The sequence below is a fragment of the Micromonospora sp. WMMD558 genome, assembly GCF_049315255.1.
Taxonomy (GTDB): Bacteria; Actinomycetota; Actinomycetes; order Mycobacteriales; family Micromonosporaceae; genus Micromonospora.
In genome coordinates this window covers 901,904-924,713 of the sequence record NZ_CP186061.1, presented here as the reverse complement: position 1 = coordinate 924,713, position 22,810 = coordinate 901,904, and the positions used below count along the sequence as shown (strand labels likewise).

The 22,810-nt window shown below is 74.6% G+C and carries 21 protein-coding genes; 14 read left to right on the top strand and 7 right to left on the bottom strand.

The annotated features are described in order from the left end of the window. Positions 1-8 precede the first annotated feature (8 nt). From ACN26Y_RS04410 to ACN26Y_RS04385, 6 genes are all read right to left on the bottom strand, one after another. Positions 9-1,874: an intein-containing Rv2578c family radical SAM protein gene (locus tag ACN26Y_RS04410; RefSeq protein WP_155329025.1), complete on the bottom strand. Its 1,866-nt coding sequence runs from the start codon at positions 1,872-1,874 to the stop codon at positions 9-11. Positions 1,875-1,918: 44 nt separating this feature from the next. Next, positions 1,919-2,614 carry a cellulose binding domain-containing protein gene (locus ACN26Y_RS04405; RefSeq protein WP_155329024.1) on the bottom strand — a complete coding sequence of 232 codons (696 nt, stop codon included), beginning with the start codon at positions 2,612-2,614 and terminating at the stop codon, positions 1,919-1,921. A gap of 101 nt (positions 2,615-2,715) precedes the next feature. Continuing rightward, a complete protein-coding gene (locus ACN26Y_RS04400; protein ID WP_155329023.1) occupies positions 2,716-3,093 on the bottom strand; it encodes a DUF742 domain-containing protein in 378 nt (125 codons plus the stop codon). Then, complete coding sequence (locus ACN26Y_RS04395; RefSeq protein WP_155329022.1) at positions 3,071-4,951, bottom strand: nitrate- and nitrite sensing domain-containing protein; 1,881 nt, start codon at positions 4,949-4,951, stop codon at positions 3,071-3,073. Before ACN26Y_RS04395 ends, ACN26Y_RS04400 begins: the two co-directional genes overlap by 23 nt. Next, complete coding sequence (locus ACN26Y_RS04390) at positions 4,948-7,494, bottom strand: helix-turn-helix transcriptional regulator (protein WP_155329021.1); 2,547 nt, start codon at positions 7,492-7,494, stop codon at positions 4,948-4,950. Before ACN26Y_RS04390 ends, ACN26Y_RS04395 begins: the two co-directional genes overlap by 4 nt. Positions 7,495-7,505: 11 nt before the next feature. Continuing rightward, a complete protein-coding gene (locus ACN26Y_RS04385) occupies positions 7,506-8,768 on the bottom strand; it encodes an Hsp70 family protein (protein ID WP_422734371.1) in 1,263 nt (420 codons plus the stop codon). 294 nt (positions 8,769-9,062) lie between these two features. On the opposite strand from ACN26Y_RS04385, the gene ACN26Y_RS04380 reads away from it, so the two are divergent. From ACN26Y_RS04380 to ACN26Y_RS04370, 3 genes are all read left to right on the top strand, one after another. Then, on the top strand, positions 9,063-9,965 hold the full coding sequence (locus tag ACN26Y_RS04380; protein ID WP_422734370.1) for an IniB N-terminal domain-containing protein: 903 nt from the start codon (positions 9,063-9,065) through the stop codon (positions 9,963-9,965). 113 nt (positions 9,966-10,078) lie between these two features. Beyond that, on the top strand, positions 10,079-11,932 hold the full coding sequence (locus tag ACN26Y_RS04375; protein ID WP_422734369.1) for a dynamin family protein: 1,854 nt from the start codon (positions 10,079-10,081) through the stop codon (positions 11,930-11,932). Then, positions 11,929-13,398 (top strand): GTPase domain-containing protein, encoded by a 1,470-nt coding sequence (locus ACN26Y_RS04370; protein ID WP_155329017.1) that lies wholly within the window; start codon positions 11,929-11,931, stop codon positions 13,396-13,398. The genes ACN26Y_RS04375 and ACN26Y_RS04370 overlap by 4 nt, the downstream gene beginning before the upstream one ends. Before the next feature lie 64 nt (positions 13,399-13,462). Here ACN26Y_RS04370 and trxA read toward each other — a convergent pair whose 3' ends face one another. Then, positions 13,463-13,825 (bottom strand): thioredoxin, encoded by a 363-nt coding sequence (trxA, locus tag ACN26Y_RS04365; RefSeq protein ID WP_155329016.1) that lies wholly within the window; start codon positions 13,823-13,825, stop codon positions 13,463-13,465. A 551-nt stretch (positions 13,826-14,376) separates the two neighbouring features. Here trxA and ACN26Y_RS04360 point away from each other — a divergent pair. The 11 genes from ACN26Y_RS04360 to ACN26Y_RS04310 all read left to right on the top strand — a co-directional run bounded on the left by ACN26Y_RS04360 (position 14,377) and on the right by ACN26Y_RS04310 (position 22,772). Next, positions 14,377-14,892 carry a MaoC family dehydratase gene (locus tag ACN26Y_RS04360; protein ID WP_155329015.1) on the top strand — a complete coding sequence of 172 codons (516 nt, stop codon included), beginning with the start codon at positions 14,377-14,379 and terminating at the stop codon, positions 14,890-14,892. A 135-nt stretch (positions 14,893-15,027) separates the two neighbouring features. Then, a complete protein-coding gene (locus tag ACN26Y_RS04355; protein ID WP_422734896.1) occupies positions 15,028-15,594 on the top strand; it encodes a hypothetical protein in 567 nt (188 codons plus the stop codon). A 34-nt stretch (positions 15,595-15,628) separates the two neighbouring features. Further along, positions 15,629-16,252, top strand: coding sequence for a TrmH family RNA methyltransferase (locus ACN26Y_RS04350; protein ID WP_155329013.1), 624 nt, complete (start codon positions 15,629-15,631; stop codon positions 16,250-16,252). A gap of 72 nt (positions 16,253-16,324) precedes the next feature. Beyond that, complete coding sequence (locus ACN26Y_RS04345) at positions 16,325-17,023, top strand: DUF6758 family protein (RefSeq protein ID WP_370463291.1); 699 nt, start codon at positions 16,325-16,327, stop codon at positions 17,021-17,023. Between the two features lie 115 nt (positions 17,024-17,138). Continuing rightward, entirely contained in the window at positions 17,139-17,297 is a 159-nt protein-coding gene (locus tag ACN26Y_RS04340) for a hypothetical protein (protein ID WP_168004014.1), read from the top strand. A 6-nt stretch (positions 17,298-17,303) separates the two neighbouring features. Then, the gene (locus tag ACN26Y_RS04335; protein WP_155329012.1) at positions 17,304-18,179 is read left to right on the top strand and encodes a PH domain-containing protein; all 876 of its coding nucleotides are present in this window, start codon (positions 17,304-17,306) and stop codon (positions 18,177-18,179) included. 82 nt (positions 18,180-18,261) lie between these two features. After that, positions 18,262-19,044, top strand: a complete 783-nt coding sequence (locus tag ACN26Y_RS04330) for a SigE family RNA polymerase sigma factor (protein WP_422734366.1) — start codon at positions 18,262-18,264, stop codon at positions 19,042-19,044. A gap of 53 nt (positions 19,045-19,097) precedes the next feature. Continuing rightward, the gene (locus tag ACN26Y_RS04325; RefSeq protein WP_422734365.1) at positions 19,098-20,288 is read left to right on the top strand and encodes a hypothetical protein; all 1,191 of its coding nucleotides are present in this window, start codon (positions 19,098-19,100) and stop codon (positions 20,286-20,288) included. A 34-nt stretch (positions 20,289-20,322) separates the two neighbouring features. Continuing rightward, a complete protein-coding gene (locus ACN26Y_RS04320) occupies positions 20,323-21,177 on the top strand; it encodes a PHP domain-containing protein (protein ID WP_155329010.1) in 855 nt (284 codons plus the stop codon). Between the two features lie 40 nt (positions 21,178-21,217). Next, positions 21,218-21,832, top strand: coding sequence for a MarC family protein (locus ACN26Y_RS04315; RefSeq protein WP_155329009.1), 615 nt, complete (start codon positions 21,218-21,220; stop codon positions 21,830-21,832). Positions 21,833-21,863: 31 nt separating this feature from the next. Further along, positions 21,864-22,772 carry a RecB family exonuclease gene (locus ACN26Y_RS04310; protein WP_155329008.1) on the top strand — a complete coding sequence of 303 codons (909 nt, stop codon included), beginning with the start codon at positions 21,864-21,866 and terminating at the stop codon, positions 22,770-22,772. Positions 22,773-22,810 lie beyond the last annotated feature (38 nt).

Here is a 22,810-nt window from a genome sequence, read left to right as displayed (position 1 = left end):
AGAGAACGTCAAAGCAGCGACAGTTGCTCGGGTGCCGGCGGCGGTGCCGGGTCGGGACGTTGGCGGTTGTCGCCGCGTTCGCCCCGGTGCAGGCCGTGCCGGCGTGCCGCGATCCGCACCCGGGCGGTGAGTTCCCGCTGGTACGACTGCGGGGCGTACGCGCCGGACCGGAAGAGCTCCCGGTAGCGGGGCACCAGGTGGGGGAACTCGCGGCCGAGCCAGCGCGCATACCACTCCCGGGCGCCGGGGCGCAGGTGCAGCGCCAGCGGCGTCACGCTGGCGGCGCCGGCGGCGGCGATCGCCGACACGGTCGCGTCGATCGACTCGTCGTCGTCGCTGAGCCCGGGGAGGATCGGCGCCATCAGCACCCCGACGGCGAAGCCGGCGTCGGTGAGCCGGCGGACCGCGTCCAGCCGGCGGCGGGGGCTCGGCGTGCCCGGCTCGACCGCCCGCCACAGGCGTTCGTCGACGAAGCCGACCGAGTACGAGATGCCGACCCGGGTCACCTCGGCGGCCTGGCGCAGCAGGGACAGGTCGCGCAGGATCAGGGTGCCCTTGGTGAGGATCGAGAACGGGTTGGCGAAGTCCCGCAGGGCGCCGATGATCTGCGGCATGAGCTGGTAGCGGCCCTCGGCGCGCTGGTAGCAGTCCACGTTGGTGCCCATCGCGACGTGCGCGCCGCGCCAGCGCGGCGCGGCCAGCTCGCGACGGACCAGCTCACCCGCGTTGACCTTGACGATCACCTTGCGGTCGAAGTCCGCGCCCGCGTCCAGGTCGAGGTAGGTGTGGGTGTTGCGGGCGAAGCAGTTGTGGCTGACCACCCCGTTGGCGATGAAGTCCCCGGTGCCGGTGGTGATGTCGAACAGGGGCAACTCCACACCGAGCGGCTCGACGGCGGTCACGCGCGGCGCCGTGACGCGGGGCACCGGCGCCCCCTCGACCAGACGGCCCGACGAGGCCCCCGTCAGGTGCAGGAACCGCAGGCGCTCGCGGAGCCCGCCGGTCAACCGGAGCTGGCGGGGCCCACCGGGAAGGTTGTGGTCCTCCCGGACGAACGTGAAGCCGAAGTGCTCGAGAGCCGCGGTGACGTCGTGGAACAGGTCGCCGTCCGGCAGGCCGATGCGCAGCGCGCCGCTGTTGGACCGGCCGGCCCGGTCGTACGCCCCGGCCAGCAGCCCCAGGAGCCACTCGTCGGTCGGCGCGTCCGGCTTCTCGGCCCGGTCACCGGCTCGGCCCGGAGGAGGTGGCCGGCCGGCCGACGTCGCATGGTGGTGCCCGCGGTCGTGGTCCGCCGAGTCCTTGTGGCCCTCGGCGAACGAGCCGGTGCCGAGCAGCCGCTCGCCCGGGACCAGCCGTCGCCGGCGACCCGCGCCCGGGGCGACGTACCGCCAGCCCTCGTCGGAGAGGAACCGGTGGTCGCCGCTCGCCACCAGGGTCGTGCCGTCGTCGAGCGTCAACCGGTACGCCGGCTTGACGGTGGACCACTTGGCGCGCACGGTCGTGACGACGTAGCGGCGACGCCCGCCCCGGCGCTCGGTGCCGAAGATCCGGTCGCCGATCTCCACGTCGCGAAGCTGCCGCTGCCGGCCGTCGGCCATGAGGATCGGGGTGTCGCCCGACACGCAGTAGACACACGCGTGGCTGCAGCCACGGTACGGGTTGATCGTCCACTCGAAGGGAACGCGGGAGGCGCCGGGCACTCGATTGATGATCGACTTGGCCCGCACCTCGTAGAAGGTCATGCCGGCGAAACCGGGCGTGTCGAAGGTGCGGGCGACCGCGCCGGGCAGCGCCAGCGGCAGGGGTGGCGTCGCTGGCGCTGGCCCGTCGGGACGCCCCTCGTCCGGGGGAGCGGAGAGGTTGTCCCAGCGCATGCCCTATTCGAACACGTGTACGAGCCGTACGCAAGGACCGCCGGTCAGTCGGAGAGCCCGGTGCAGGCTGCGCCGTCGATCGTGCAGGCCGTCGGCAACGAGCTGACGGAGGAGCCGCTCACCCGGAACGACACACGTAGGGAGCCCTGGCCGGGCACCTGCCCGCCGGGTCCGTCCGGTACGAACGTCCAGTTCGCGCCGTCGCGGCTCGCCCGCGCGCCCTCGACGGCCGTGACGTGGAGCGACTCCTCCGGCAGCGTGATCACCAGCGTCCAGCCCGGCACCGGACCGCTGCCCGGGTTGCCGATCGTCACCGCGGCCCGGTAGCTGAGCAGGGCGGTGTCCGTGACGGCGAACGCCGCGGTCAGCGCGACGGGTGCCGGGGGAGCGGCCGGCGCCGAGGACGGCGCCGGCGTGGCCGAAGGGCTGGCCGGTGGCGGCGTGCGGGAGGGGCCGCTCCAGGTCGGTGCCGGCCGGGTCGAGGCGGGGCTCGCCCTCCGCCCGGGCGTCCCGGCCGGCGGCGGCTCGACGACGGTCACGTCCGGCGGTGGGTCGAGCGCCACCGGCGCCAGTCGCTCCGGCGCGCGCAGCACCAGGACGACCGACACCACCGTCGCCGCCATGACGCCCAGCGCCGCGCCGACGGCGACCCACCCGGCACGGGAGCCGTCCCGGCCGCCCAGGGCGCGCGCGACGGATCCGGCCGTGGCCATGAGCCAGTCGAGAATGATGATGGCCACGGTCCGCCGTGGCTCGCGCGGTGATGCCGGCAAGTCCTTACCCTTCAGTTCTCCGCCGGAGGCGTCCCACCCACCCGGGCCGGCTCCGTCGTCGTCCGCGGTCACAGGGAGCGAAGTCCGGCGAGCAGCGCGGTGAGCAGTTCCATGGACGGCCGTTCGCCGGGCGAGGACGGTTCCCGCGTCTCGACCAGGCCGGCCTCCACCAGGTCACCGAGCAGTACCCGGACGGCGCCGACCGGCAGGTCGAGCGCCGCGCCCACCTCCGCCACCGAGAGGGGCTGCCGGCAGCGCCGCAGGATCTCCCGGTGTTCCGGGAAGAGCCCGCCCGGCACGACCGCACCGGGCCGGGTCACGACCAGGGCGATCAGATCGAACCGTCCCACCGGCGCGGTCCGGCCGCGGGTCACCGTGTACGGGCGCGCGACCGGCCCGGCGTCGTCGTCGTACCACGCCTCCTCACGGTCTCCGGAGTGGTCCACCGGTCTCTCCGTTCGTGGCCGCGGGAGCCGGCGCGACGTACGCCGGGTTGGTCGGTCCGCCCGCCGTCGCGGCGGGGATCTCGACGGTCGCGGGCCCGGCCGACGGCTGCTCGGACGGCTGGACCCGACCCGGCGGCTGGTCCGGCGCGCCGACCCGGTCGGCCGGGCGCGGTACGCGTCCGTTCGACCCGGCGGGTGCGCCGACCAGCGTCACCAGGGACGCGGGGAGGCCTACGACGGCCTCGGTGCCCCCGCGTCGGCCGGGGCGCAGGGAGATCGTGGCGCCGCAGCGGGCGGCGAGGCGGGCGGCGGCGTACAGACCCGCCCGTCCGGGTGGGACGTCCGGCGGGGGATCGGCCAGCAGGCCCTCCAGTTCCGCCCGCAGCTCGGGCGGCAGGCCCGGCCCGTCGTCGGCGACGACGACCTGGCAACCCGGGCCGGCGGGGACGCCGGTGACCCGTACCGTGGTGTTCGCGGGCGAGAAGGCGAGGGCGTTCTCGATCAGTTCGGCCAGCAGGTGCACGACGTCGGTGGCGGCCGGTCCCGCCAGTTCCCACGGCCAGTGCGGCGCGACCAGCACCCGCTCGTAGTCGGGCACCTCGGCCATCGCGCCCCGCGCCACGTCCAGCAGCGGCACCGGCCGCCGCCACCGCCGGGCCGGCGTCCCACCGGCCAGGGTGACCAGCTTCTCCACGTTCCGCCGGATCCGGGTCGCGAGGTGGTCCAGGCGGAAGAGGTCGGCCGAGTCCTCCGGGGCGCGATCACGTCGCTCCATCTCGTCGAGCAGGTCGAGCTGCGCCCGCAGGAGGGCCTGGTTGCGCCGGGTGAGCTGGAGGAACAGCTCCCCGGGGGCCGCGGCCACGCCGGACGCGGGCCGGGTCAGCGGGCGTACGGCCCGGGCCCAGCCCCAGAGCACGCCGAGCACGGTGATCAGCCCGAGCCCCACCACGGCACCGGCCCACCCGAGCGCGACGGCGGCGTCCACGCCGGCCCGCTCGACGCTGCGCCGGGCCGTGCTCCGCGCCAGCTCGTCGAGCCCGCCGAGAGCCGGCTCGACGCCGGACCGCCAGGCCTCCTCGGTGGGCGGCGCGCCGGCACCGGTCAGCCGGTCCTCCGCCAGCAGTAGGCCGAGGAACCGCGGGCTCTCCACCAGCCGCCGGTAGTCGTCCCGCCCGTCGGCGGGAAGGTGTGCGGCCGCCTCGGCGCGGGCGTGCCGCTGGACGGCCACGAGCCCGGCCAGGTGCCGGCGGTCCTCGGGGGAGAGCCCGCCGGCCAGCGCGCCGGTGAGCACGGCGTCCTGCCGGGCGAGCAGTTCGCGGGCACGGGCCAGGGCGACCACGGCACGGGTCTCGGCCGCCAGGTTGCTGTCCCGCGTGCTCCACACCGGCCCGTAGACCGCGAACGCGGCGTCGACCAGTCCGTCGTAGCCGGCGGCCGCGTCGGCCCACCGGACCCGTCCGGCATCGATCCGGGACCGGAGGTCGGCCAGGTCGCGCAGCCGGCCGGCGAGGTCGCCGGCCCGGTCCCGGGCCTCGCCGCCGCCGAGCAGCCGGAGGCTGAGCGTGTCCCGACCGGTCTCCACCCCGGTGACCGCCCGGTCCGTGCCGGCGCGGACGTCGGCGAGGGTGACCGGTGGCTCGCCACGGGCGATCGCGCCGACGGTGAGCCGGCGCTCGGCCTGCAGGGCGAGGATCAGCCGGTCGGCCGGCTGCCCGAGGCCCCCGGCGAGGGCCCGGACCCGGAGCATGTCGGCGGTGTCCCGGCTGGTCAGGTAGGCGGCGTACGACCAGAGGACGAGCAGCACGGCCGCCAGGGCGAGCAGGCGCGTACGGATCGCGCGGTCCTGGGTCGGGCTCATCGCGTCCTCCGCTCCGGCCAGAACCCGGCGCCGGCGCTGCTCGACCGGTCCGCCACGGCGGTCCGCAGCAGAGCCAGCAGTTCGGCGCGGCTCGCGCAGTTCAGCCGGGACCGCATCCGGGCCACGTGATGCTCCACGGTCTTGGCCGAGATGAAGAGCCGGTCCCCGATCTCGCGGTAGGTCAACCCGGCGACCACGAGCTCCGCCACCTCCTGTTCGCGTTCGCTGAGGCGGTGCCGCGGGCCGGCGGTGCCGCCCTCCGCGTCCGTCCCGCCACCCGTCGCCGACGGCTGCCCGCCCCGCTGGGTGGGCGGCCGTTCCTGGAACATCCGGGCGCAGTCCAGCAGCGTCGTCATCGCCCTCCGGTCGGCGGTGCGGATCGCCGCCTGGCCGGCCAGCCGGGCGGCGTCCCAGCGGAGTCCCACGTCGTGCAACCCGCGGGCGGCCGCCTCCACGCGCACCGGGTCGACCGACCCGCGCAGCACCTCGACCCAGCTCGCCCCGGCGGCGGCGACCACCGCCGCGTACCGGCTGCGGTCAGCCGTGGCGAGCAGCGCGGCGACGTGCTCGTCGGCGACCGCGGGCTGGTCGGCGAGGATCGCCGCGTGCAGCCCGCTCCAGTGCAGCGGTGTGCTCCACAGTGGCGGCTCACCCAGCCGGCCGAGCAGCTCGCGGGCCTCCCGCAGGTACGGCTCCAGCCGGGGCAGGTCCCCGAGCCGGGCGGCGACCACGGCCAGCTCGCCGAGGGGCAGGAGGGTGAACAGGTCGACCGGGTGCCGGACGACCGCCTCCAGCGCGCGTCCCCAGCCCCGCTGGAGGCCGGCGAGGTCGCTGTTGCGCCGCGCGACGCCCAGTTCCAGGGCGGTGGCGAAGAGTAGATCCCTCGACTCCAGGACCCGACCGGCCCCGATCTCGGCCAGCGCGCCGCCGGCGGCGACCGTACGGCCCCGGAGCATCGCGATCCACGCCTGCAGGAGTCGGTGCCGGGGGACCATCAGGGGCCCACCGACGCCGCTGGCCACCGCACGGTGCAGGACGCCCTCCGCGATGTCCAGCTCACCGCAGTGCATCCCGGTCAACGCCGCGAGTGCCGCCGGGCTGTCCGGCAGGAGGACCGCCCGGCCGTCCGGTTCCAGCAGCGCGGCGGCCTGCACGAGCGTGGAGAGGGCGGCGGTGGGCGGGCCGTCGACGCTGGCGCGTACCCCCTCGGCCAGCAACCGGGCGGCGCTGCCGTGCAGGGTGGGTGGCGCGCCGGTGTCGCCGGACGTCGGCGCGTCGGCGTCGGGGTGCCCGGTGGCCAGCGCGCCGACGGCGGCGAACGCGGCCGACGGCGGGCTCCCCGACCAGCGGTACAGCTCGACGCTGCGGCGCGCCTGGCCCCGGTGGGCCAGCGCGGTGGCGGCGACCAGCGCCGCCTCCGCGCGCTCGGTGGGGGCGGCGGTCGCCAGCAGCCGGTCGGCCAGCCGGAGGGCGGCGTCGAGGTCGCCGGCGAGGGCGGCGGCGAGCGCCTGCCGGGCGGCGGCGGGATGCCCGGCCGCCGTGGCCGACGCGTACAGCTCGGCGGCGAGGGCGGGCTCCCCGGCGAGGGCCTCCTCCGCTGCGGCGATCAGCACCGGCGCCGGGCACGCCGCCGTGCCGCCGGCGGGGGCGATGGCGCGGACCAGGGGAAGCAGCGGGCCGCCCCGCGCGAGCTGCGACTCGGCCAGGCGGCGCCACACCGCCGCCCGGTCGGCGGTGGGGGAGAGCGCGACGACCGCCCGCCGGACGAGGGGCGTGATCTGCTGGTCCGCGCCGAGGAGCCCGGCGGCCACGGTCTCGGCGACCAGCTCGTCCACCGCATCCGGCCCACGGTCGAGCAGGTCGCCCAGCAGGTCCACCGGCAGGGTGACGCCCGCGGCGAGAGCCAGCAGGAGCCGGCGGGCGTCGGCGCTCACGCCGGCCAGGTCGGGGCCGAGTTCCAGGAGGACGGACCGCGGCGGCTGGCTGGGGACGTCCGGTCCCCGCTCCCCGTCGGCCAGGGCGCGGCGCAGCCGCACCACGTCCCGCGGCACACCCCCGGTCTGCCGGTGCACGAAGTCGGCGAGGTCGGGCCGCCGGTCCAGCCCGGGCTCGACGCCGAGGCAGGCGGCGGTCTGGTCCGGCGTGAACGGCAGGAGCGGAGCCGCCGGCCGTCGGAGCGTGCCGGTGAGCCGGAGCAGCTCGGCGCGGCGCGGCCAGGGCCGGTGGGCGACCACCAGGCGGTGGCCCGCGACGGCGAGGTCCCGCAGCCGGTGCACCCGGGGCGCGTCGAGGAGGTGGGCGTCGTCGATCAGGAGCATCGCCTCCGGCTCGACCGGGGTGTCCGCGTCGGGCACGGACGTCAGCACCGGGAGACCGGCCTGCCGGTGGATCCGGGCCAGTTCCTGGAGGAGGAAGGTCTTGCCGTGGCCGGCCGGGGCGCTCAGCGCGAGCGCCAGCGGCCCGTCGGGATCCGCGGTGACCGTCTCGAGCAGGGCGTGCGGGGCGGTGCCCGGGACCGGCCGCGAGGGGCGGGTGCTGCTCATGATCATCATGGTCATCCTTCGCGTCCGCGTGCCCTGATCCGGGTGAGCCGGGACGCCTTCGGCAGGTCCAGCGGGGCGGTCCGGACCGGGGGGCGCGGTGGTGGTTCGTCCGGCACCGCCGGGTGGCGGTCATCGCGCCGGGGTCCGACGGCCTCGGCGGCGTACCGGGTGGCGGCGGGAGGGGTCTCCCGTGGCGTGGGGGGCCGCGGCGACGGCGAGATCACCTGACACGCGGCGAGTGCCGCCCCGACGGCGGTCGTGTGGTGGGGATCCGGTTCCACCTCGACCGGGATCCCGAGGGCGGCGGTGAGCAGGTCGGCGATCAGCGGGACCCGGGCGGAGCCCCCGGCTAGCAGGACACCGTCGAGCTGGGCCGGGGTCGGTCCGGCGGAGTGGACGGCGTGGAGCAGCAGGTCGACCGTCGCCCGGACGGCCGGCCGGATCATGGTCTCGAACTGCGGGCGGGTCACCGGCACCCGGCGGGTGCCGCCGGGTAGGGCCAGCAGCACGTCCACCTCGTCGCCCAGGCTGAGGCCACGCCTGGCCAGTTCGCACTGCGGCAGCAGGGTACGCAGGACCACCGGCGCGTCGAGCGGGTCGACGGCGGCGAGGTCCCGGGCGAGCACGGTCCGTACGTGCTCGGCGAGCGCCTCGTCGAAGTCGACGCCGCCGACCGTGTCCAGCGCCTGCGGGCGGCCGAACGTCTCGTACGTGCCGTACGGCGTCCGCCGCACCAGCGCCGCTTCGAACGTCTCGCCGCCGAGGGCGTAGACGGCGGCCGTCCCGTCCACGACGCCGCGGGCGGCGTGGCTCTCCGCCACGGTCACCGCGCGGGGCAGCAACGTCACGTGGTGCAGGCCGACCTCCCGCAGCGCCCACTGCAGCAGGTCCCGTCGGTGCGGGCCCCAGCTCGACGGGTGGCTGAACACCAGCGCCTCCGCGGGCCCGCCCTCCGCGCCGGCCACCTGGTCGACCACCCACGCCGCGAGCGCGGCGGTCAGCGTGTGCGGGGGCCACGCCTCGCCGCCGAGGAGCAGGGGCACCTCGTCGCCGACCCGGCGCAGGAAACACCGTGCGGTGCGGCCGGGGTCCGGCGGGTCGGGTTCACCGACGGTGAGCGTTCCGTCGACCGACACGTGCAGCACCGACGGCACGGTCGTCGACCTGCCGTCCAGGACGACCGTCTCCGGGCGGGCCCACGTCGCGCCCTGCCGCCGGGCGACCGCGGCGACTGTGTTCGTGTTTCCGATGTCTATCCCCAGGACGTACGACATTCGCTTCTTTCCGGCGCGAGCTGGCCCGGCCGACAGCGACGGTGCCCGTGCACCGGACGGCCCACCCCGGTGACCTCCCGGGGGCTCCTACGTTCGTACCAGAGATCACTCCGGCGTCGAGACCCTAACTCTGGCCGTCCCGGATCCCCCATTCCCCCTAACGGAGGAGCGTCGGCGCCCCCCGCGCCGCGGGCCCGGTTGCGGGCCGGTCCCCGATGTGCCACGCCGGCTTCCGTCCATATCGTCGCTGCCGGCGAACGATCGCTGGACCGCTACGTCGAGGAGAACGGGCCCATGGACTCGCACCAGACCCTGCACGATTTCGTACTCAACCTGCTCACCGACCCCGACGCCCGGGCGGCCTTCGACCTGGACCCGGAGGGTGCGCTGCAGGCTGCGGGCCTCACCGACATCACCGCCGCCGACGTCCAGGACGTGGTGCCGCTGGTGGTGGACTACGCCCCGGTGCAGGGTCTGGTGCCGCTCGCGACGACGACCGAGCAGCTCGGGGTCGACCCGCTGGTGACCGACGCGACCGACGTGGTCGGCCAGTTGCAGGCCGTGACGCAGCAGATCAGCGTCGGCACCTCGTACAACGGCGTGGACGTCAAGGCGGGTGTCCTCGGCGCCATCGCGGTCGACCCGGCCACCGTGTCCGCCGGCGTGAACGTGCTGCCCGGGATCGGCCTGGGCGTGGGGCCGACCGGCCTCACCACCGACCTGACCGGCGTGCACGACGTGACGCACACCCTGGACGCCGACGTCGTCGGCGCCGTGGACACCGTCGCGGACCCGGTCGTCGGGGACGCCACGGGCACCGTGGGCGGCGTCGACGGCACTCTCGGCACCGCCGAGTACGGGCAGTACGGCGACGGGCTGCTCGGCGGCGACCTGGGCGTCCTTCCCGGCACCCAGGCGCAGATCGACGGCGTCGTCGGGTCGCTCGGCGTCGACGACACCCTGGAGGGGCTCGGCGTGGACCGCGCCGTGTCCGGCGTGGTGTCGTCGGTCGACGTTCCGTCCACCGTGGGCGGTGTCGCACAGCCGGTGGACGGTGTCCTGTTTGGGGCCACCGGCACCGTGGGTGGCGTGACCGACGGTGTCGGCCTGAACCTGCGGAGTGACGGGGACGCGACCGGCGGCGCGAGCGCCTCCGGCAACGGCGGCCTGCTGGACATCACCGGTGGGCTGCTCTGACCGCACCTCGCGGGAGGGGAACGGAGGGCCGGGTCACCCATCCCGGCCCGGCCCTCCACCCGGCCCTATCCGATCCCTCTTGATAATTACGTTTAAATCAGCACACTTGTTGCGTGGTCGCGGGGATCTGGCTGGACATCCTGGACGAGATCGGCCGTACGTGTCAGGCGTACGGCCGGGGTGACCTGCTCCAGACGGTGCGCCGGAAGCGGGTCCAGTTGCTGGATCCGACGCTCCGCGTGCTGGTCGTCGGTGAGCCGAAGCAGGGCAAGAGCCAACTCGTCAACGCCATCGTCAACGCTCCGGTGTGCCCCGTCGGCGACGGTGCCACGACCGTCCTGCCGACCGTGGTGGGGTACGCGGAGGCGCCGGTGGCGACGGTGGTCGAGGATCCCACCCCCGTGCGGCCGGCGGTCGGTCCCGTACCGGCGAACGCCGAGCGGACGCCGGTGCCGCTGGACCGGATCGCCGCCGGGGTTGCCGGCACGTTCGGCCGGCACGCCGGAAGCGGGCCCGCGCACGTCGAGATCGGACTGCCGCGCGCCCTGCTCAAGGCGGGACTGGTGCTGGTGGACACGCCCGGCACCGACGAGGTGACCGCGATCGGCGCGGGCGTCCCGGCTGCCACGCTGGCCCGGGCCGACACCGTGCTCCTGGTCTCCGACTCGACCCGGGAGCTGTCCGTCGCCGAACTCAACATGCTGCTGCACGTCACCCGGTCGCATCCGAACGTGGTGGTGATCCAGACCCGGACGGATCTGGTGCCGGACTGGCGTGCCGTCGCCGAGCGGAACCGGAAGCACCTGGCGGAGGCCGGCGTCCCGGCGCCGCTGATCCCCGTCTCGGCCGCGTTGCGCCTGCGGGCCGCCGCCACCGACGACCACGCCCTCAACGCCGAGTCCGGCTTTCCGGCGCTGATCGCCCGGCTGCGACGGGACCTGGCCGGCAAGCCGGACCCGCTGGCCCGCGCGGCGGTCGGCCTGACCGCGCGTACGGTCCTGGAACAGCTCGCCGCGCCGCTGCGCGCGGAACTGGAGAGCCGGGAGGCCGAGAAGGACACCGGGCCGATCTCCCGGCTGCACGCCGCCCAGCGTGAGGTGGACGAGCTGCGCCGGTGCTCCGCGCGATGGCAGAACACGCTCGCCGACGAGATGACCGATCTCATCTCCGACCTCGAGTACGACCTGCGTGACCGCACCCGCGAAATCCTGCGTACGGTCGACGAGGCGTTCGACTCCGCCGACCCCCTGACCGCCTGGGACACCTTCCAGGAGTGGCTGGACCGCAGCCTCGTCGAGGCGGCGGAGTCGAACCGGGAGTGGCTCGTCCAGCGCTGCGACTGGGTCGCCCGCCGCGTGGCGGCCCACTTCGCCCGGTACGGCCACGACGTTCTGCCGCCCTGGTCCGCCGTGGTGCCGGAGCACCTCGCGGAACGGCTCCCCGAGATGGAGCGTCCCCGGGTCGACCGGTTCACCGCCACCCAGAAGGTCATGACGGGGATGAAGGGCTCGTACGGCGGCCTGCTGATGTTCGGCCTGGCGTTGACGCTGGCCGGGATGCCGATGATCAACCCGGTTTCGATCGGCGCCGGTGCGCTGTTCGGTGGCAAGAGCATCCACGACGAGAGCCGGCAACTGCTCCGCCGCCGCCAGTCCACCGTCAAGGCCGCCGTGCAGCGGCACGTCGACGACTTCTTCGTCCGCGCCACCCGGGACCGCCGCGACACCGCCCGCCAGGTGCAGCGGATGCTGCGGGACCACTTCGCCGTCCTGACCGAGGAGCTCCAGGAGGGAATCATCCGCTCGCTTCGGAGCGCCAAGGCGGCGGCCGACACCGACGCGGCGGCCCGCGACCAGCGGCAGCGCGAGATCCGGCTGAAGATCACCCGGCTGGCCGCGCTCTACGAGCAGGCCCAGCAGCTCGCCGTGGGGCGGCCGGCCTCCGTACCACTGGAAAACCTGACGTGACGGCCGCGACCACCCTGGTGGAGGAGGTGTGGGGTCTCCTGCACCGCGCGCTCCAGCTCTACCGGGACGACCCCCGGGCAACCGGCCGCCTGCGCGGCGAGCTGGCCCGGTTGGAGCAGCCGTTGCGGGTGGCGATCGCCGGGCCGTGGCGGTCCGGCCGGTCCACGCTCCTCAACGCGATCATGGGCGAGGAGGTCGCGCCCGTTGAGGGAGCGGACGGCGACACCTTCTTCACCTGGTACGAGGACGGCGACCGCCCGCGCGCCACCGCGTACCCGACCGGCCATCCGCCGCGGGACCTGACCGTCGTCAAGTCCGCGACCGGGATGCGGGTGGACCTGGTCGGCTGGCGGGCGGGGGAGCTGCGGGACATCGTGGTCCGCTGGCCCACCCGGGCGCTGCGGCAGCTCACCCTGATCGACACGCCGCCGGTAACCGGTCCGGACGAGCACGGTCGGGCGACGGTGCTGGACCGGGTGCTGCGCGACGCCGACGCGGTGCTCTACCTGACCCGCGACGGGCGCGCCTCCGACCTGCGCGTGCTGACCGCCGCCCGGGAGAGCGCCACCGGGCAGGTCGCCCCGGTGAACATGATGCTGGTGCTGTCCCGTGCCGACGAGGTCGGCGGCGGACGCGTCGACGCGTTGCTGACCGCCCGCCAGCTGGCCCGGCGGATGCACCGGGACCCGGCGGTCGGGGCGCTGTCCCTGACCGTGCTGGCCTGCAGCGGTCTGGTCGGGCTGGCCGGGCGGCTGCTCACCGGGTCCGAGTTCGCCGCGCTGGCGGAGTTGGCCCGCGTTCCACGGCCCGAGCTGGAGGCGTACCTGCTCTCCGCCGAGCGGTTCCTCCGCGGGGAGCCGCCGGCACGCGTGGACGCCGCGCAGCGCGCCGCGCTGCTGGACCGCTTGGGGCTCTTCGGGGTCCGGCTGGCGACGACCCTGGTACGTACGGGTTGCGACAGCCGGACCAAGCTGTCCGGGGAGCTGATCCGGCGTAGCGGCCTGACCGAGCTGCGGGAGTCCGTGAGCCGGCTCTTCATCGACCGGCAGGAGACGCTGAAGGCGCGCTCGGCGCTGGTCGGGCTGGAGGAGGTGCTGCGGGACGAGCCGGGTCCCGGTACCGCTGAGCTGCTCGGCTCGACCGAGCGGATTCTCGCCGGGGCGCACGAGTTCCAGGAGTTGCGCCTGCTCGCGGCGCTGCGCGGCGCCGGGCTCGGCTTCGACACGGAACTGGCCGCGGAGGCGCGTCGGCTGGTGGGCGGCGACGGAGTCGGGCTGGCCGCCCGGCTCGGCTTCGAGCACGACGCACCGGCCCACCAGCTCTGGCAGGCCGCGGCCGACGCGCAGTGGCGATGGCGGGACCGGGCGGAGGATCCGCTGCTCCGCCTGCCGCAGCGGCGTGGCGCCGAGGTCGTCGTACGGAGCTGCGAGGGGATGTTGGCGACCCTGGCCGCCGGCGGCCGGTGATCCTCGCCTGGCGTGACGAGGAACGGCCGGGCCCATGCGGGCCCGGCCGTCGTCGGTGCGTGGATCAGTGCTTGTGCTCGGCGAGCTTCTTGCGGACGTCGTCCATGTCGAGCCCCTCGACCTGCTCGATCAGGTTCTCCAGGGCCGACTCGGGGAGCGCACCCGGCTGCGCGAAGACGATGACGCCGTCGCGGATCGCCATGATGGTCGGGATGGACCGGATGTCGAACTTCGCGGCCAGCTCCTGCTGGGCCTCGGTGTCGACCTTCCCGAAGACGAGGTCGGGGTGCTTGTCCGAGGAGCGCTCGTAGACCGGGGCGAACCGCTTGCAGGGGCCGCACCAGTCGGCCCAGAAGTCGACCAGCACGATGCCGTCGCGGCTGGTCACCTCGTCGAAGTTTGCCGTGGTCAGCTCAACGGTTGCCATGGGAATCTCTCCGATCACCGCGGAATAGCTACGTCTGGTGGAACCAGGGCGTACCTCGTCGAATTCCCGGTCCAGAGGGGCTGAAACGGCTCGGGAAGGCGCGGGCGGGGTGGATCACCATCATCGACCGCCGTCGGTGGCGGGTGAGTGTGCGGAGCGCAAGTGCATGCCGCACTTGCGTGACGAGGGGTAATGGGAGCGTTTCCATGGAGATCGCGGCCGGTGGCTGTTACGAATCGGTAACTTGAGGCCTGACATGCTGGTACCCAGCGCCAGAGATCGCTCCCACAACTGATCTCGATGACCGAGAGTAGTGTTACAAAAGGATAAATGTGATCCCCGTCTCTGTCCGTTGGATGGTCGGGTGGGGCAGAATCTCTCGCATCAGAGCGTGGGCGGCGGGTGCCGGGGAGGGCCCCGCCGCTCATTGCGTCTCCCCCCAGGTCGCCGCCGTGTGACATTTCCCGGCCGCCACCGCCCCGCTCCTCGCCTTAACACCCGATAAGGCATGCTGTGCCGAACTCCATCGCCGCCCGTCGAAGGGGACAAGGATGCAGTTCGGCCGCTACTACGAGGAGTTCGAGGTCGGCGCGGTCTACCGGCACTGGCCGGGCAAGACGGTCACCGAGTACGACGACCACCTCTTCTGCCTGCTCACCATGAACCACCACCCGCTGCACATGGACGCCCACTACGCCGAGACGTCCAGCCAGTTCAAGCGGAACGTGGTGGTGGGCAATTACATCTACTCGCTCCTCCTCGGCATGTCGGTCCCGGACGTCAGCGGCAAGGCGATCGCGAACCTGGAGATCGAGTCCCTGCGCCACGTGGCCCCCACGTTCCACGGCGACACGATCTACGGCGAGACCACCGTGCTGGACAAGCGGGAGTCGTCCTCCAAGCCGGACCGCGGCGTGGTGGCCGTGGAGACCCGCGGCTACAACCAGGACGGCACGCTGGTGTGCGTCTTCCGGCGCAAGGTCATGGTGCCGAAGAAGGAGTACGCCGCGGCCGCGGTACCCGAGGGCGTCGACCCGGAGCGGCCGAGCTTCCCCGAGCCGCGCTGAGACAGGCGGCCGAGCTTCCCCGAGCCGTGCTGAGACAGGCGTACCGGGTCGGGCCGGGCGCGTGACGCCGCCCGGCCCGGCGGCCTATTCCGGCGTTTGCGCATGGAAGGGGCCCTGTCCGGTGAACCGGGGCATATGCTGACGCCGGAGGTCCCCATGAGCCACTCCGTCGCCGGAGAGCCGTCCTCTGCCGGCCGTCGTGCCGTACCGCTGACCACCGCCGTCTACTCCACCGCCGAGTGGGAGCTGCTCACCACCCTGCCCGGCCGCGTCGTGGTAGCCGCCGCCGCCCCGGGCCCGGGGCGCCCGGGACGCGGGGTCACCGCCGGGCTGGCCGGGCTCGACGCCGTCGCGGCCGGTCGGGCGTTCGACAGCGACCTGGTCCGTGCCGTGGTGGCCGCGATCTACGCCCGCCACGACGGCGCGTCGCCGTCGGCCGGCCGGTTCGCCGACCTGGGGTCCTTGTCGACGGCGCCGCCCGGGGCGACGACGCAGGCCCTGGTGGACCTGCTGGCCGCCGCCCGGGCCGCGGCCCGGGTGCTCCAGCGGCGCGCCGACCCGGCCGACTCGGCCGCGTACCGCCAGTGGGTGCAGTCGGTCGCGGCCCGCGTGTGCCGGGCGGAGCCGGGCGGGGACCGCTTCCCCGGTCCCGCCGACCGCCGGTTCCTCGACCGGCTCGGCGACGCGCTGGGCCTGCGCTGACCCGTCCCGGCGGTGGTCGTAACGTCTTATGACCGTGACCGGTGAACAGCTCGACGTCGGTGTGGGCCCGTGGGAGGGCGACCCGCCGGACGACCCGCGGTACGACCCGGAACTGCTCGCCACCGGCGACCGGCGCAACGTGGTCGACCGGTACCGCTACTGGCGGCGGGAGGCGGTGGTGGCGGACCTCGACCGGCGCCGGCACGACTTCCATGTGGCGATCGAGAACTGGCAGCACGACCTCAACATCGGCACGGTGGTCCGCAACGCCAACGCGTTCCTCGCCGCCGAGGTCCACATCGTCGGCCGGCGCCGGTGGAACCGGCGGGGCGCGATGGTGACCGACCGCTACCAGCACGTACGGCACCACGAGACGATCGAGGACTTCGTGGCCTGGGCGGCCGGCGAGGGGCTGCCCGTGGTGGGCATCGACAACCTGCCCGGATCCCGGCCACTGGAGACCACGACGCTGCCCCGGCGCTGCGTACTGCTGTTCGGCCAGGAGGGGCCGGGTCTCTCCGACGCCGCCCGCGCAGCCTGTGACGAGCTCTTCTCGATCGCCCAGTACGGCTCTACCCGGTCGATCAACGCCGGCGTGGCCAGCGGCATCGCCATGCACGCCTGGGTCCGCGCGTACGGCGGACCGCCGCCAGCCTGAGCGGTCGGCACCAGGTGAACGGAAATGCCCGCTCCGCTTGACGGGGTCGCTCCACGGGGTGACCGTGGGGTGGTGAGCGTCGCGGTGAGTTGTCCCCGGTGCGGCGGCGAGGTCCGGCCGCCGGACCTCATGCACTCCGAGTCGCGATGCCTCCTGTGCGGGCCGGTCCCGCCGCTGCACGTGCCGGAGCACATCGGGGCGGAGATCGTCGCCAGCGTCGTCGACCGCGTCACCGCCGCCGCCGACCCGCCGCAACGGCCGGCGGTCCCGCTCTGGTGCCCGTGGCCGCTGCCACCGGGATGGACGATGACCGGTGTGGCGTACGCCGGTGACGACCGGACCGGGGTGCGCGCCACGGCGATCGCCTGCGCCGGGCCCGAGCCGCTCGGCGGCGGCCCGGCGGACCTGGTCTTCGTGGCCGAGGAGCCGGGCGTCGGGCTGGGGACACGCTTCGCCGGCATCACCGGGCCCGACCCGGGTCCGCAGCTCGCGGAGGCGCTGACCGATCCGGGGCCGGGGCATCCGGAGCACCACGGCCAGGCCAGGATCCGGGTGGGCGGCCACCCCACTCCACTGTGGCTGGTGAGCTCGCCGACAGATCGAAGCGCGTACGCCGGCGAAGCTCGGGGAATGTGGCTGCATGCGATAGCCTGGCCGGCGAGTGCGGGTCATCTGCTCGCCGAGGACGTCATCCTGTGCGACCTCACCGAGTGGATGCCACCCGAACTCGTCTACGGCGCACCATCTCCGTATCTGCACGGGAAGGCTTGACAAGTCACCCGGAATGTCGGAGAACGGACGCAGGAATAACTGTACGACACGACGCTGATACTCTGAGTGCCGCTTCGGTAGACGGACCCGGCGCCGCGCGAGAGGATGGCCCGCCATGGTCAAGAAGGTCCTCACCTGGGCTGGTATCGCATTCTTGATCTTCTTCATCGCCTACCGGCCAAACTCCGCCGCCGACGTCTTCAAGTCCCTGGGCGGCGGCATCGTGGACATCGCCCAGGGGTTCGGCGACTTCTTCACCAACCTCGTCGCCTAGCCGTCGATGGGCAGCCCCTCCGGTCCCCCCTTCGACCCCGACGACCCAGACCGGGAGCGCCGGGAGCGAGACACGGAGCCCATCCCCCGCATCGGCCCGGACGACGGGCCGGGCTACGGCTCCGGTCCGGGCCTGTCCGACGGCCCTTCCCTTTCGGACGACGCCGGCTTCGGTGACGGTCCGGGCTACGCGGGTGAGGGGCGGTCGGGCCGGGCGTGGATCCGTGATCCCGAGGCCGGCTACCAGCCGCCCCAGATCTCCGAGGACGAGCTGGCCGGTCTGCGGGCGGACGCGGCCGGCATGGCACCGCGCCGGGTGCTGCCCCTGGAGGACGAGCCGAGTTCCCTCGTCGCCCGCTACCTGTTCCCCACCGAGCGGTACCGGGGCGAGTGGAAGCGGCACTGGATCCACCTCGCGACGCCGCTGCTCATCGGCATCGCCGCCACCTTCGTGCTCGGCTACCTCTCCGGCTTCCTCGCCGGGCAGGACGTGGGCGCCCTCACCACCGTCGCGGTGCTGCTCTGGTTCGCGGTGATGGGCTGGGTGGCGTGGAAGGTCGCCGACTGGTGGTACGACCGCTTCATCCTGACCAACAAGCGGGTGATGGTGGTCAACGGCATCATCACCCGGCGGGTGGCCATGATGCCCCTGGTCCGGGTCACCGACATGAAGTACGAGCAGACGCCGGCCGGGCGTGCGCTCAACTACGGCACGTTCGTGCTGGAGTCCGCCGGCCAGGAGCAGGCGCTGCGCGAGATCAAGAACCTGCCCAACCCGAACGAGCTCTACCTGCGTGTCGTCGAGGAGATGTACGAGCCGCAGGCGGTCGAGGCGCGGCTGGGCAAGGAAGCGGACGAGGCCAAGGCCGACGACGGCGCCTGAAAGTTTTTGTCCGAACATCGGATCAACGGCACACCATTTTCCGTGGGAGCCTGCCAGGCAGGACGGGGTACGGAGGTGGACGGTGGCGAGCAGGGACCCGCGGGAGGAGGAGTTCCGCGAGTTCGTCGCGGCCCGCTCGGGCGCGCTGCTGCGGACCGCGTACCTGCTCGCCGGTGACTGGGCCACCGCGGAGGATTTGCTCCAGACCGCGCTGACCAAGACGTACCTGGCCTGGAAGCGGCTGGGCGGGATCGAGGCCGTCGAACCGTACGCCCGGCGCGTGATGATCAACACCTCGACCAGCTGGTGGCGGCGGCGGTGGCACGGTGAACGCCCGACCGATGTGCTGCCCGAGCGGGCCGGGGTCGACGAGATCGAGCGGCAGCTTGACCGGGACCTGCTCTGGCGGCACCTGAGCGCCCTCCCGGCCCGGCAGCGCGCGGTGCTGGTGCTGCGGTTCTACGAGGACATGTCCGAGGCCCAGACCGCCGCCCTGCTCGACATCTCGCCCGGCACGGTCAAGAGCCAGACCTCCCGTGCCCTGACGACCCTGCGGCGGCGGATGGGAGTCGACGCCGCCGACCTTCCCGCCGAGCCGGCGTCGCTGCGGCAGCGGTCCACCCGTACCCCGGCACCTGTCGGCGTGCCGGCCCCGCGCACCGGCGTGCCGGCCCCGCGCACCGGCGTGCCGGCCCCGCGCACCGGCGTGCCGGCCCGTCCGGTCGACGAGCGGCCGGGTGAGCCGACGGTCATCGGCGGGACAGCACCCGTCCCGCCAGCGGTGACCGAGGAGCCGCCGGTGCCGGTGGGAGCACCGACCGGCCGCCGTGCGGGCGCCGGCGCGCCGCGCACGGAGGACCGGTGAGCGCAGCCCGTCCTCGTGACAACCGGACCGCGCCCCCGGCGCGTCCAACAGGCGTGACGCGGGACGAGCTGGAGCAGGCGGTGCGGGAGACCCTCACCCGGCAGGTCGCCGAGCCGCGCCTGCTCGGCGCCGACCACGCCGACGTCGCCATCCGGCGGGCCCGGCGGGCGCAGCGCCGCCGCACGGCCGTCGGCCTCGCCCTCGCCGCGGTCACCACGGTGACCGCCAGCGCGGGGCTGACGCAGCTCGCCCGCGATCCCTCCGTCCCCGGTCCCGCCGTCGTCGTCCTGGGTGATCCCGAGGACTCCGGGCGGTCCGCCCCGACCCCCGCGCTCCCGCTCCCCGCCCCGGCCGAGCCGGCGGCGGTCGACCTGATCGTCGACGACGTGCTCGTCACGACCGCCGCGCGGCAGGTGAGGCTGACCGGGGTGGGAGCCGTCGAGCGTGCCCAACGCTCGCCCGACGCCGGGTGGCTGCTCGTCGGGACCCCGACGCCGGCCGGCCGCTCGCTGTGGGTCGTGCGGCCGAACGGGGTCGCGCAGGTGCTGCTGGCCGGCGCGGCCGAGATCGCGCTGTCCCGGGACGCGCGCCTGGTCGCCTGGCGGGAGGGCGGCGAGCTGGTCAAGGGAAGCATCGTCAACAACCAGGTCATGACCGTGGCCCGGCACTCCCTGCCGGCCGGGGCGGCGCCGGTCGGCTTCGTCGGCGACGAGGTCCTGCTGCGGCTGCACGCGCAGCGCGGCGGCCACGGCGTCTGGGACCCGGTGACCGGCGAGACGACGACGGAGGCCGGCGCGGGCGCGCGCCACATCTACGGCGTACGCCCGGACGGGCTGGTCGTCGGGCAGGTTCTCGCCGGTACGCCCGGCCGCCCCTGTCTCGCGCTGCTCGACCCGGCCAGGGCGCTGACCGTGGTGCGAAGCGGCTGCGGTCCCGCGCTCGCCGGCGACGGCCGTGGCACGGTGTCCCCCGACGGGCGCTGGTTGCTGGTGAACGGCGAGGCCACCGCCCTCCTGGTGGACCTGGACCGGATGGAAGGCGCGCCGGTGACCCGTCCGGCCGGGCCGCCCCTGACCGGGCCCGCCGTCTGGACAGCGGACGTGGCCGTCCACGTGGTCGACGGCAACCGCCTCGCCCGGGTCGATCCCGAGCCGGTCCTGGCCGGGCAGGCGGTGCCGACCCAACCGCTGGCCGGCGTACCCGCCGACGTCCGTCCGCTGCCGGTCGCCGGCACCGGCTTCTGAGCGGACCGATCCGCTCGCCCGGTAGCTTCAGGCGATGAGCACGCGGATCGACCTGCACGCCCACTCCACCGCCAGCGACGGCACCCTCACCCCCGCCGAGCTGGTCCGCGCGGCGGCGGACGCCGGCCTCGACGTGCTCGCGATCACCGACCACGACACCACCGCCGGCTGGGAGCCCGCCGTCCGCGCGCTGCCGCCCGGGCTGCGCCTGGTTCGCGGCGCGGAGCTGTCCTGCCGGTGGTACGGCGAGGAGCCCGCCGTGCCGCTGCACCTGCTCGCGTACCTCTTCGACCCGGACCACCCGGACCTGGTCGCGGAGCTGGCCCGGGTACGCCTCGCCCGGGAGGAGCGCGGCGAGCGGATCGTCCGCCTGCTCCAGGCCGACGGCATCGAGGTGAGCTGGTCCGAGATTCTCGCCGGGGCGGGCGGCGGGACGGTCGGCCGGCCGCACATCGCCCAGGCGCTCATCCGGGCCGGGCTGGTCGCGACCACGACCGAGGCGTTCGGCCCGGACTGGTTGGGCGAGCGGTACCGGCTGCCGAAGGAGGACATCGAGGTCTTCGACGCGGTCCGGCTGGTGCTCGCGGCCGGGGGCGTCCCGGTCTTCGCCCACCCGCGCGCCACCCGGCGGGGACGGATCGTGCCCGACGAGCTGATCGCGGATCTCGCCGCGGCCGGACTGGTGGGGCTGGAGGCCGACCACGAGGACCACTCGCCGGCGGAGCGGGCGCACGTCCGCGCCCTCGCCGCCGAGCTGGGCCTGCTGGTCACCGGATCGTCGGACTTCCACGGCAGCCACAAGACGGTCCGGCTGGGCGCGTTCACCACCGACGTCGAGGCGTACGAGCGGATCGCCGCCGCCGGAGTGACGGCGGTCGCTTCCGGCTGATCCGCGTTTCCGCTCCGGACGGCGCGGCTAGGTTGGTCGGGTGGATCTCAAGCTCTTCGGCGAGGTCTTCGTGACCCTGCTGGTGATCGTCGACCCGCCGGGCATGATGCCCATCTTCCTCGCGCTGACCGGGCCGCTGCCGGCCCGGGACCGGAACCGGGCGGCCTGGCAGGCCGTGGCGCTGGCGCTCGGCGTGATCGTGATCTTCGCGGTGGCCGGACAGACCCTGCTCGACTACCTGCACGTGGACCTGCCCGCGCTCCAGGCCGCCGGCGGCCTGCTGCTCGTGCTCGTCGCCCTGGAGCTGCTGACCGGCAAGGCGGACGACCCCAGCCAGCAGGTCACCTCCAACATCGCCCTGGTGCCGCTGGGCACCCCGCTCCTCGCCGGCCCCGGCGCGATCGTGGCCACGATGCTCTTCGTCCAGCAGGCCGAGGGCACGGCCGACCACACCGCCATCGCGGCCGCCATCGTCGCGGTGATGCTCGCGGTCTGGGTGGTGCTGCGCTTCTCCGGCGGAATTGTCAAGATCCTGCGCCCCGGCGGCATCGAGGTGCTGACCCGCATCGCCGGCCTGCTGCTGGCCGCGATCGCGGTGCAGCTCATCGCCGACGCGGTGGCCGCGTTCGTCAGCCAGTACACGACCATGGCCTGATCCTGTCGGGGCGGGGTGGCAGGATCGCGGTGTGCGACGACCCGGCCGACCTTCCACCTCCCCGCCGCGCCCCCGGGGCGCCGAGCCCGAGCAGCTCGGCTTCGAGGGCATGCCCGAGCGGCTGTTCGTCTGCACGCCCAGCAAGCTCGGGGCGTACGCCGACTGTCCCCGGCGCTACCGCTACTCCTACGTGGACCGGCCGGCCCCGCCGAAGGGGCCACCCTGGGCGCACAACTCGCTCGGCGCCAGTGTCCACACCGCACTGAAGAACTGGTACGCGCTGCCCGCCGAGCGCCGCCACCCGGAGGTGCTGGCCACGCTGCTCAAGGGCACCTGGGTCCGCGACGGCTACCGGGACGACGAGCAGGAACGGGCCGCCTACCGACGGGCGCTGGGCTGGCTCGAGGCGTACGTGGCGACGCTCGACCCCGACACCGACCCGATCGGTGTGGAACGGGTGGTCGCCGTGAAGACCGGCGTGCTGGCGTTCAACGGCCGCGCCGACCGCATCGACTCCCGCCCGGGGCCGGCCGGCCCGGAGCTGGTCATCGTGGACTACAAGACCGGCCGCGCCGGGCTGGACGCCGACGACGCGCGCGGCTCGCAGGCGCTGGCGCTCTACGCGTACGCGGCCGAGCGGACCTTCCGCCGCCCCTGCCACCGGGTGGAGCTGCACCACCTGCCGACCGGCACGGTCGCCGCGCACGAGCACACCACGGAGTCGCTCGCCCGGCAGGTCGGCCGCGCCGAGGAGACCGCCCGGGACATCATGGCCGCCGAGCGTGCGGTGGCCGACGGCGGCGACCCGGACGAGGCCTTCCCCACCACGCCGGGGCCGCGCTGCGGCTGGTGCGACTACCGACGCACCTGCCCGGTCGGGGCGGAGACGCCGGGCAAGGACCCCTGGGCCGCCGTCGAGAGCGGCGTCGGCCAGTCCTGACGCCCCGCCGCGGGTCGGGGCGCCGTCAACGGCGGGGC

Coding starts and splice junctions, on each gene's coding strand:
- ACN26Y_RS04320 (WP_155329010.1), top strand. CDS start 20,323: ATGAGCACGCGGATCGACCTGCACGCCCACTCCACCGCCAGCGACGGC.
- ACN26Y_RS04380 (WP_422734370.1), top strand. CDS start 9,063: ATGGACTCGCACCAGACCCTGCACGATTTCGTACTCAACCTGCTCACC.
- ACN26Y_RS04390 (WP_155329021.1), bottom strand. CDS start 7,494: ATGAGCAGCACCCGCCCCTCGCGGCCGGTCCCGGGCACCGCCCCGCAC.
- ACN26Y_RS04360 (WP_155329015.1), top strand. CDS start 14,377: ATGCAGTTCGGCCGCTACTACGAGGAGTTCGAGGTCGGCGCGGTCTAC.
- ACN26Y_RS04340 (WP_168004014.1), top strand. CDS start 17,139: ATGGTCAAGAAGGTCCTCACCTGGGCTGGTATCGCATTCTTGATCTTC.
- ACN26Y_RS04355 (WP_422734896.1), top strand. CDS start 15,028: ATGCTGACGCCGGAGGTCCCCATGAGCCACTCCGTCGCCGGAGAGCCG.
- trxA (WP_155329016.1), bottom strand. CDS start 13,825: ATGGCAACCGTTGAGCTGACCACGGCAAACTTCGACGAGGTGACCAGC.
- ACN26Y_RS04385 (WP_422734371.1), bottom strand. CDS start 8,768: ATGTCGTACGTCCTGGGGATAGACATCGGAAACACGAACACAGTCGCC.
- ACN26Y_RS04335 (WP_155329012.1), top strand. CDS start 17,304: ATGGGCAGCCCCTCCGGTCCCCCCTTCGACCCCGACGACCCAGACCGG.
- ACN26Y_RS04395 (WP_155329022.1), bottom strand. CDS start 4,951: ATGAGCCCGACCCAGGACCGCGCGATCCGTACGCGCCTGCTCGCCCTG.
- ACN26Y_RS04410 (WP_155329025.1), bottom strand. CDS start 1,874: ATGCGCTGGGACAACCTCTCCGCTCCCCCGGACGAGGGGCGTCCCGAC.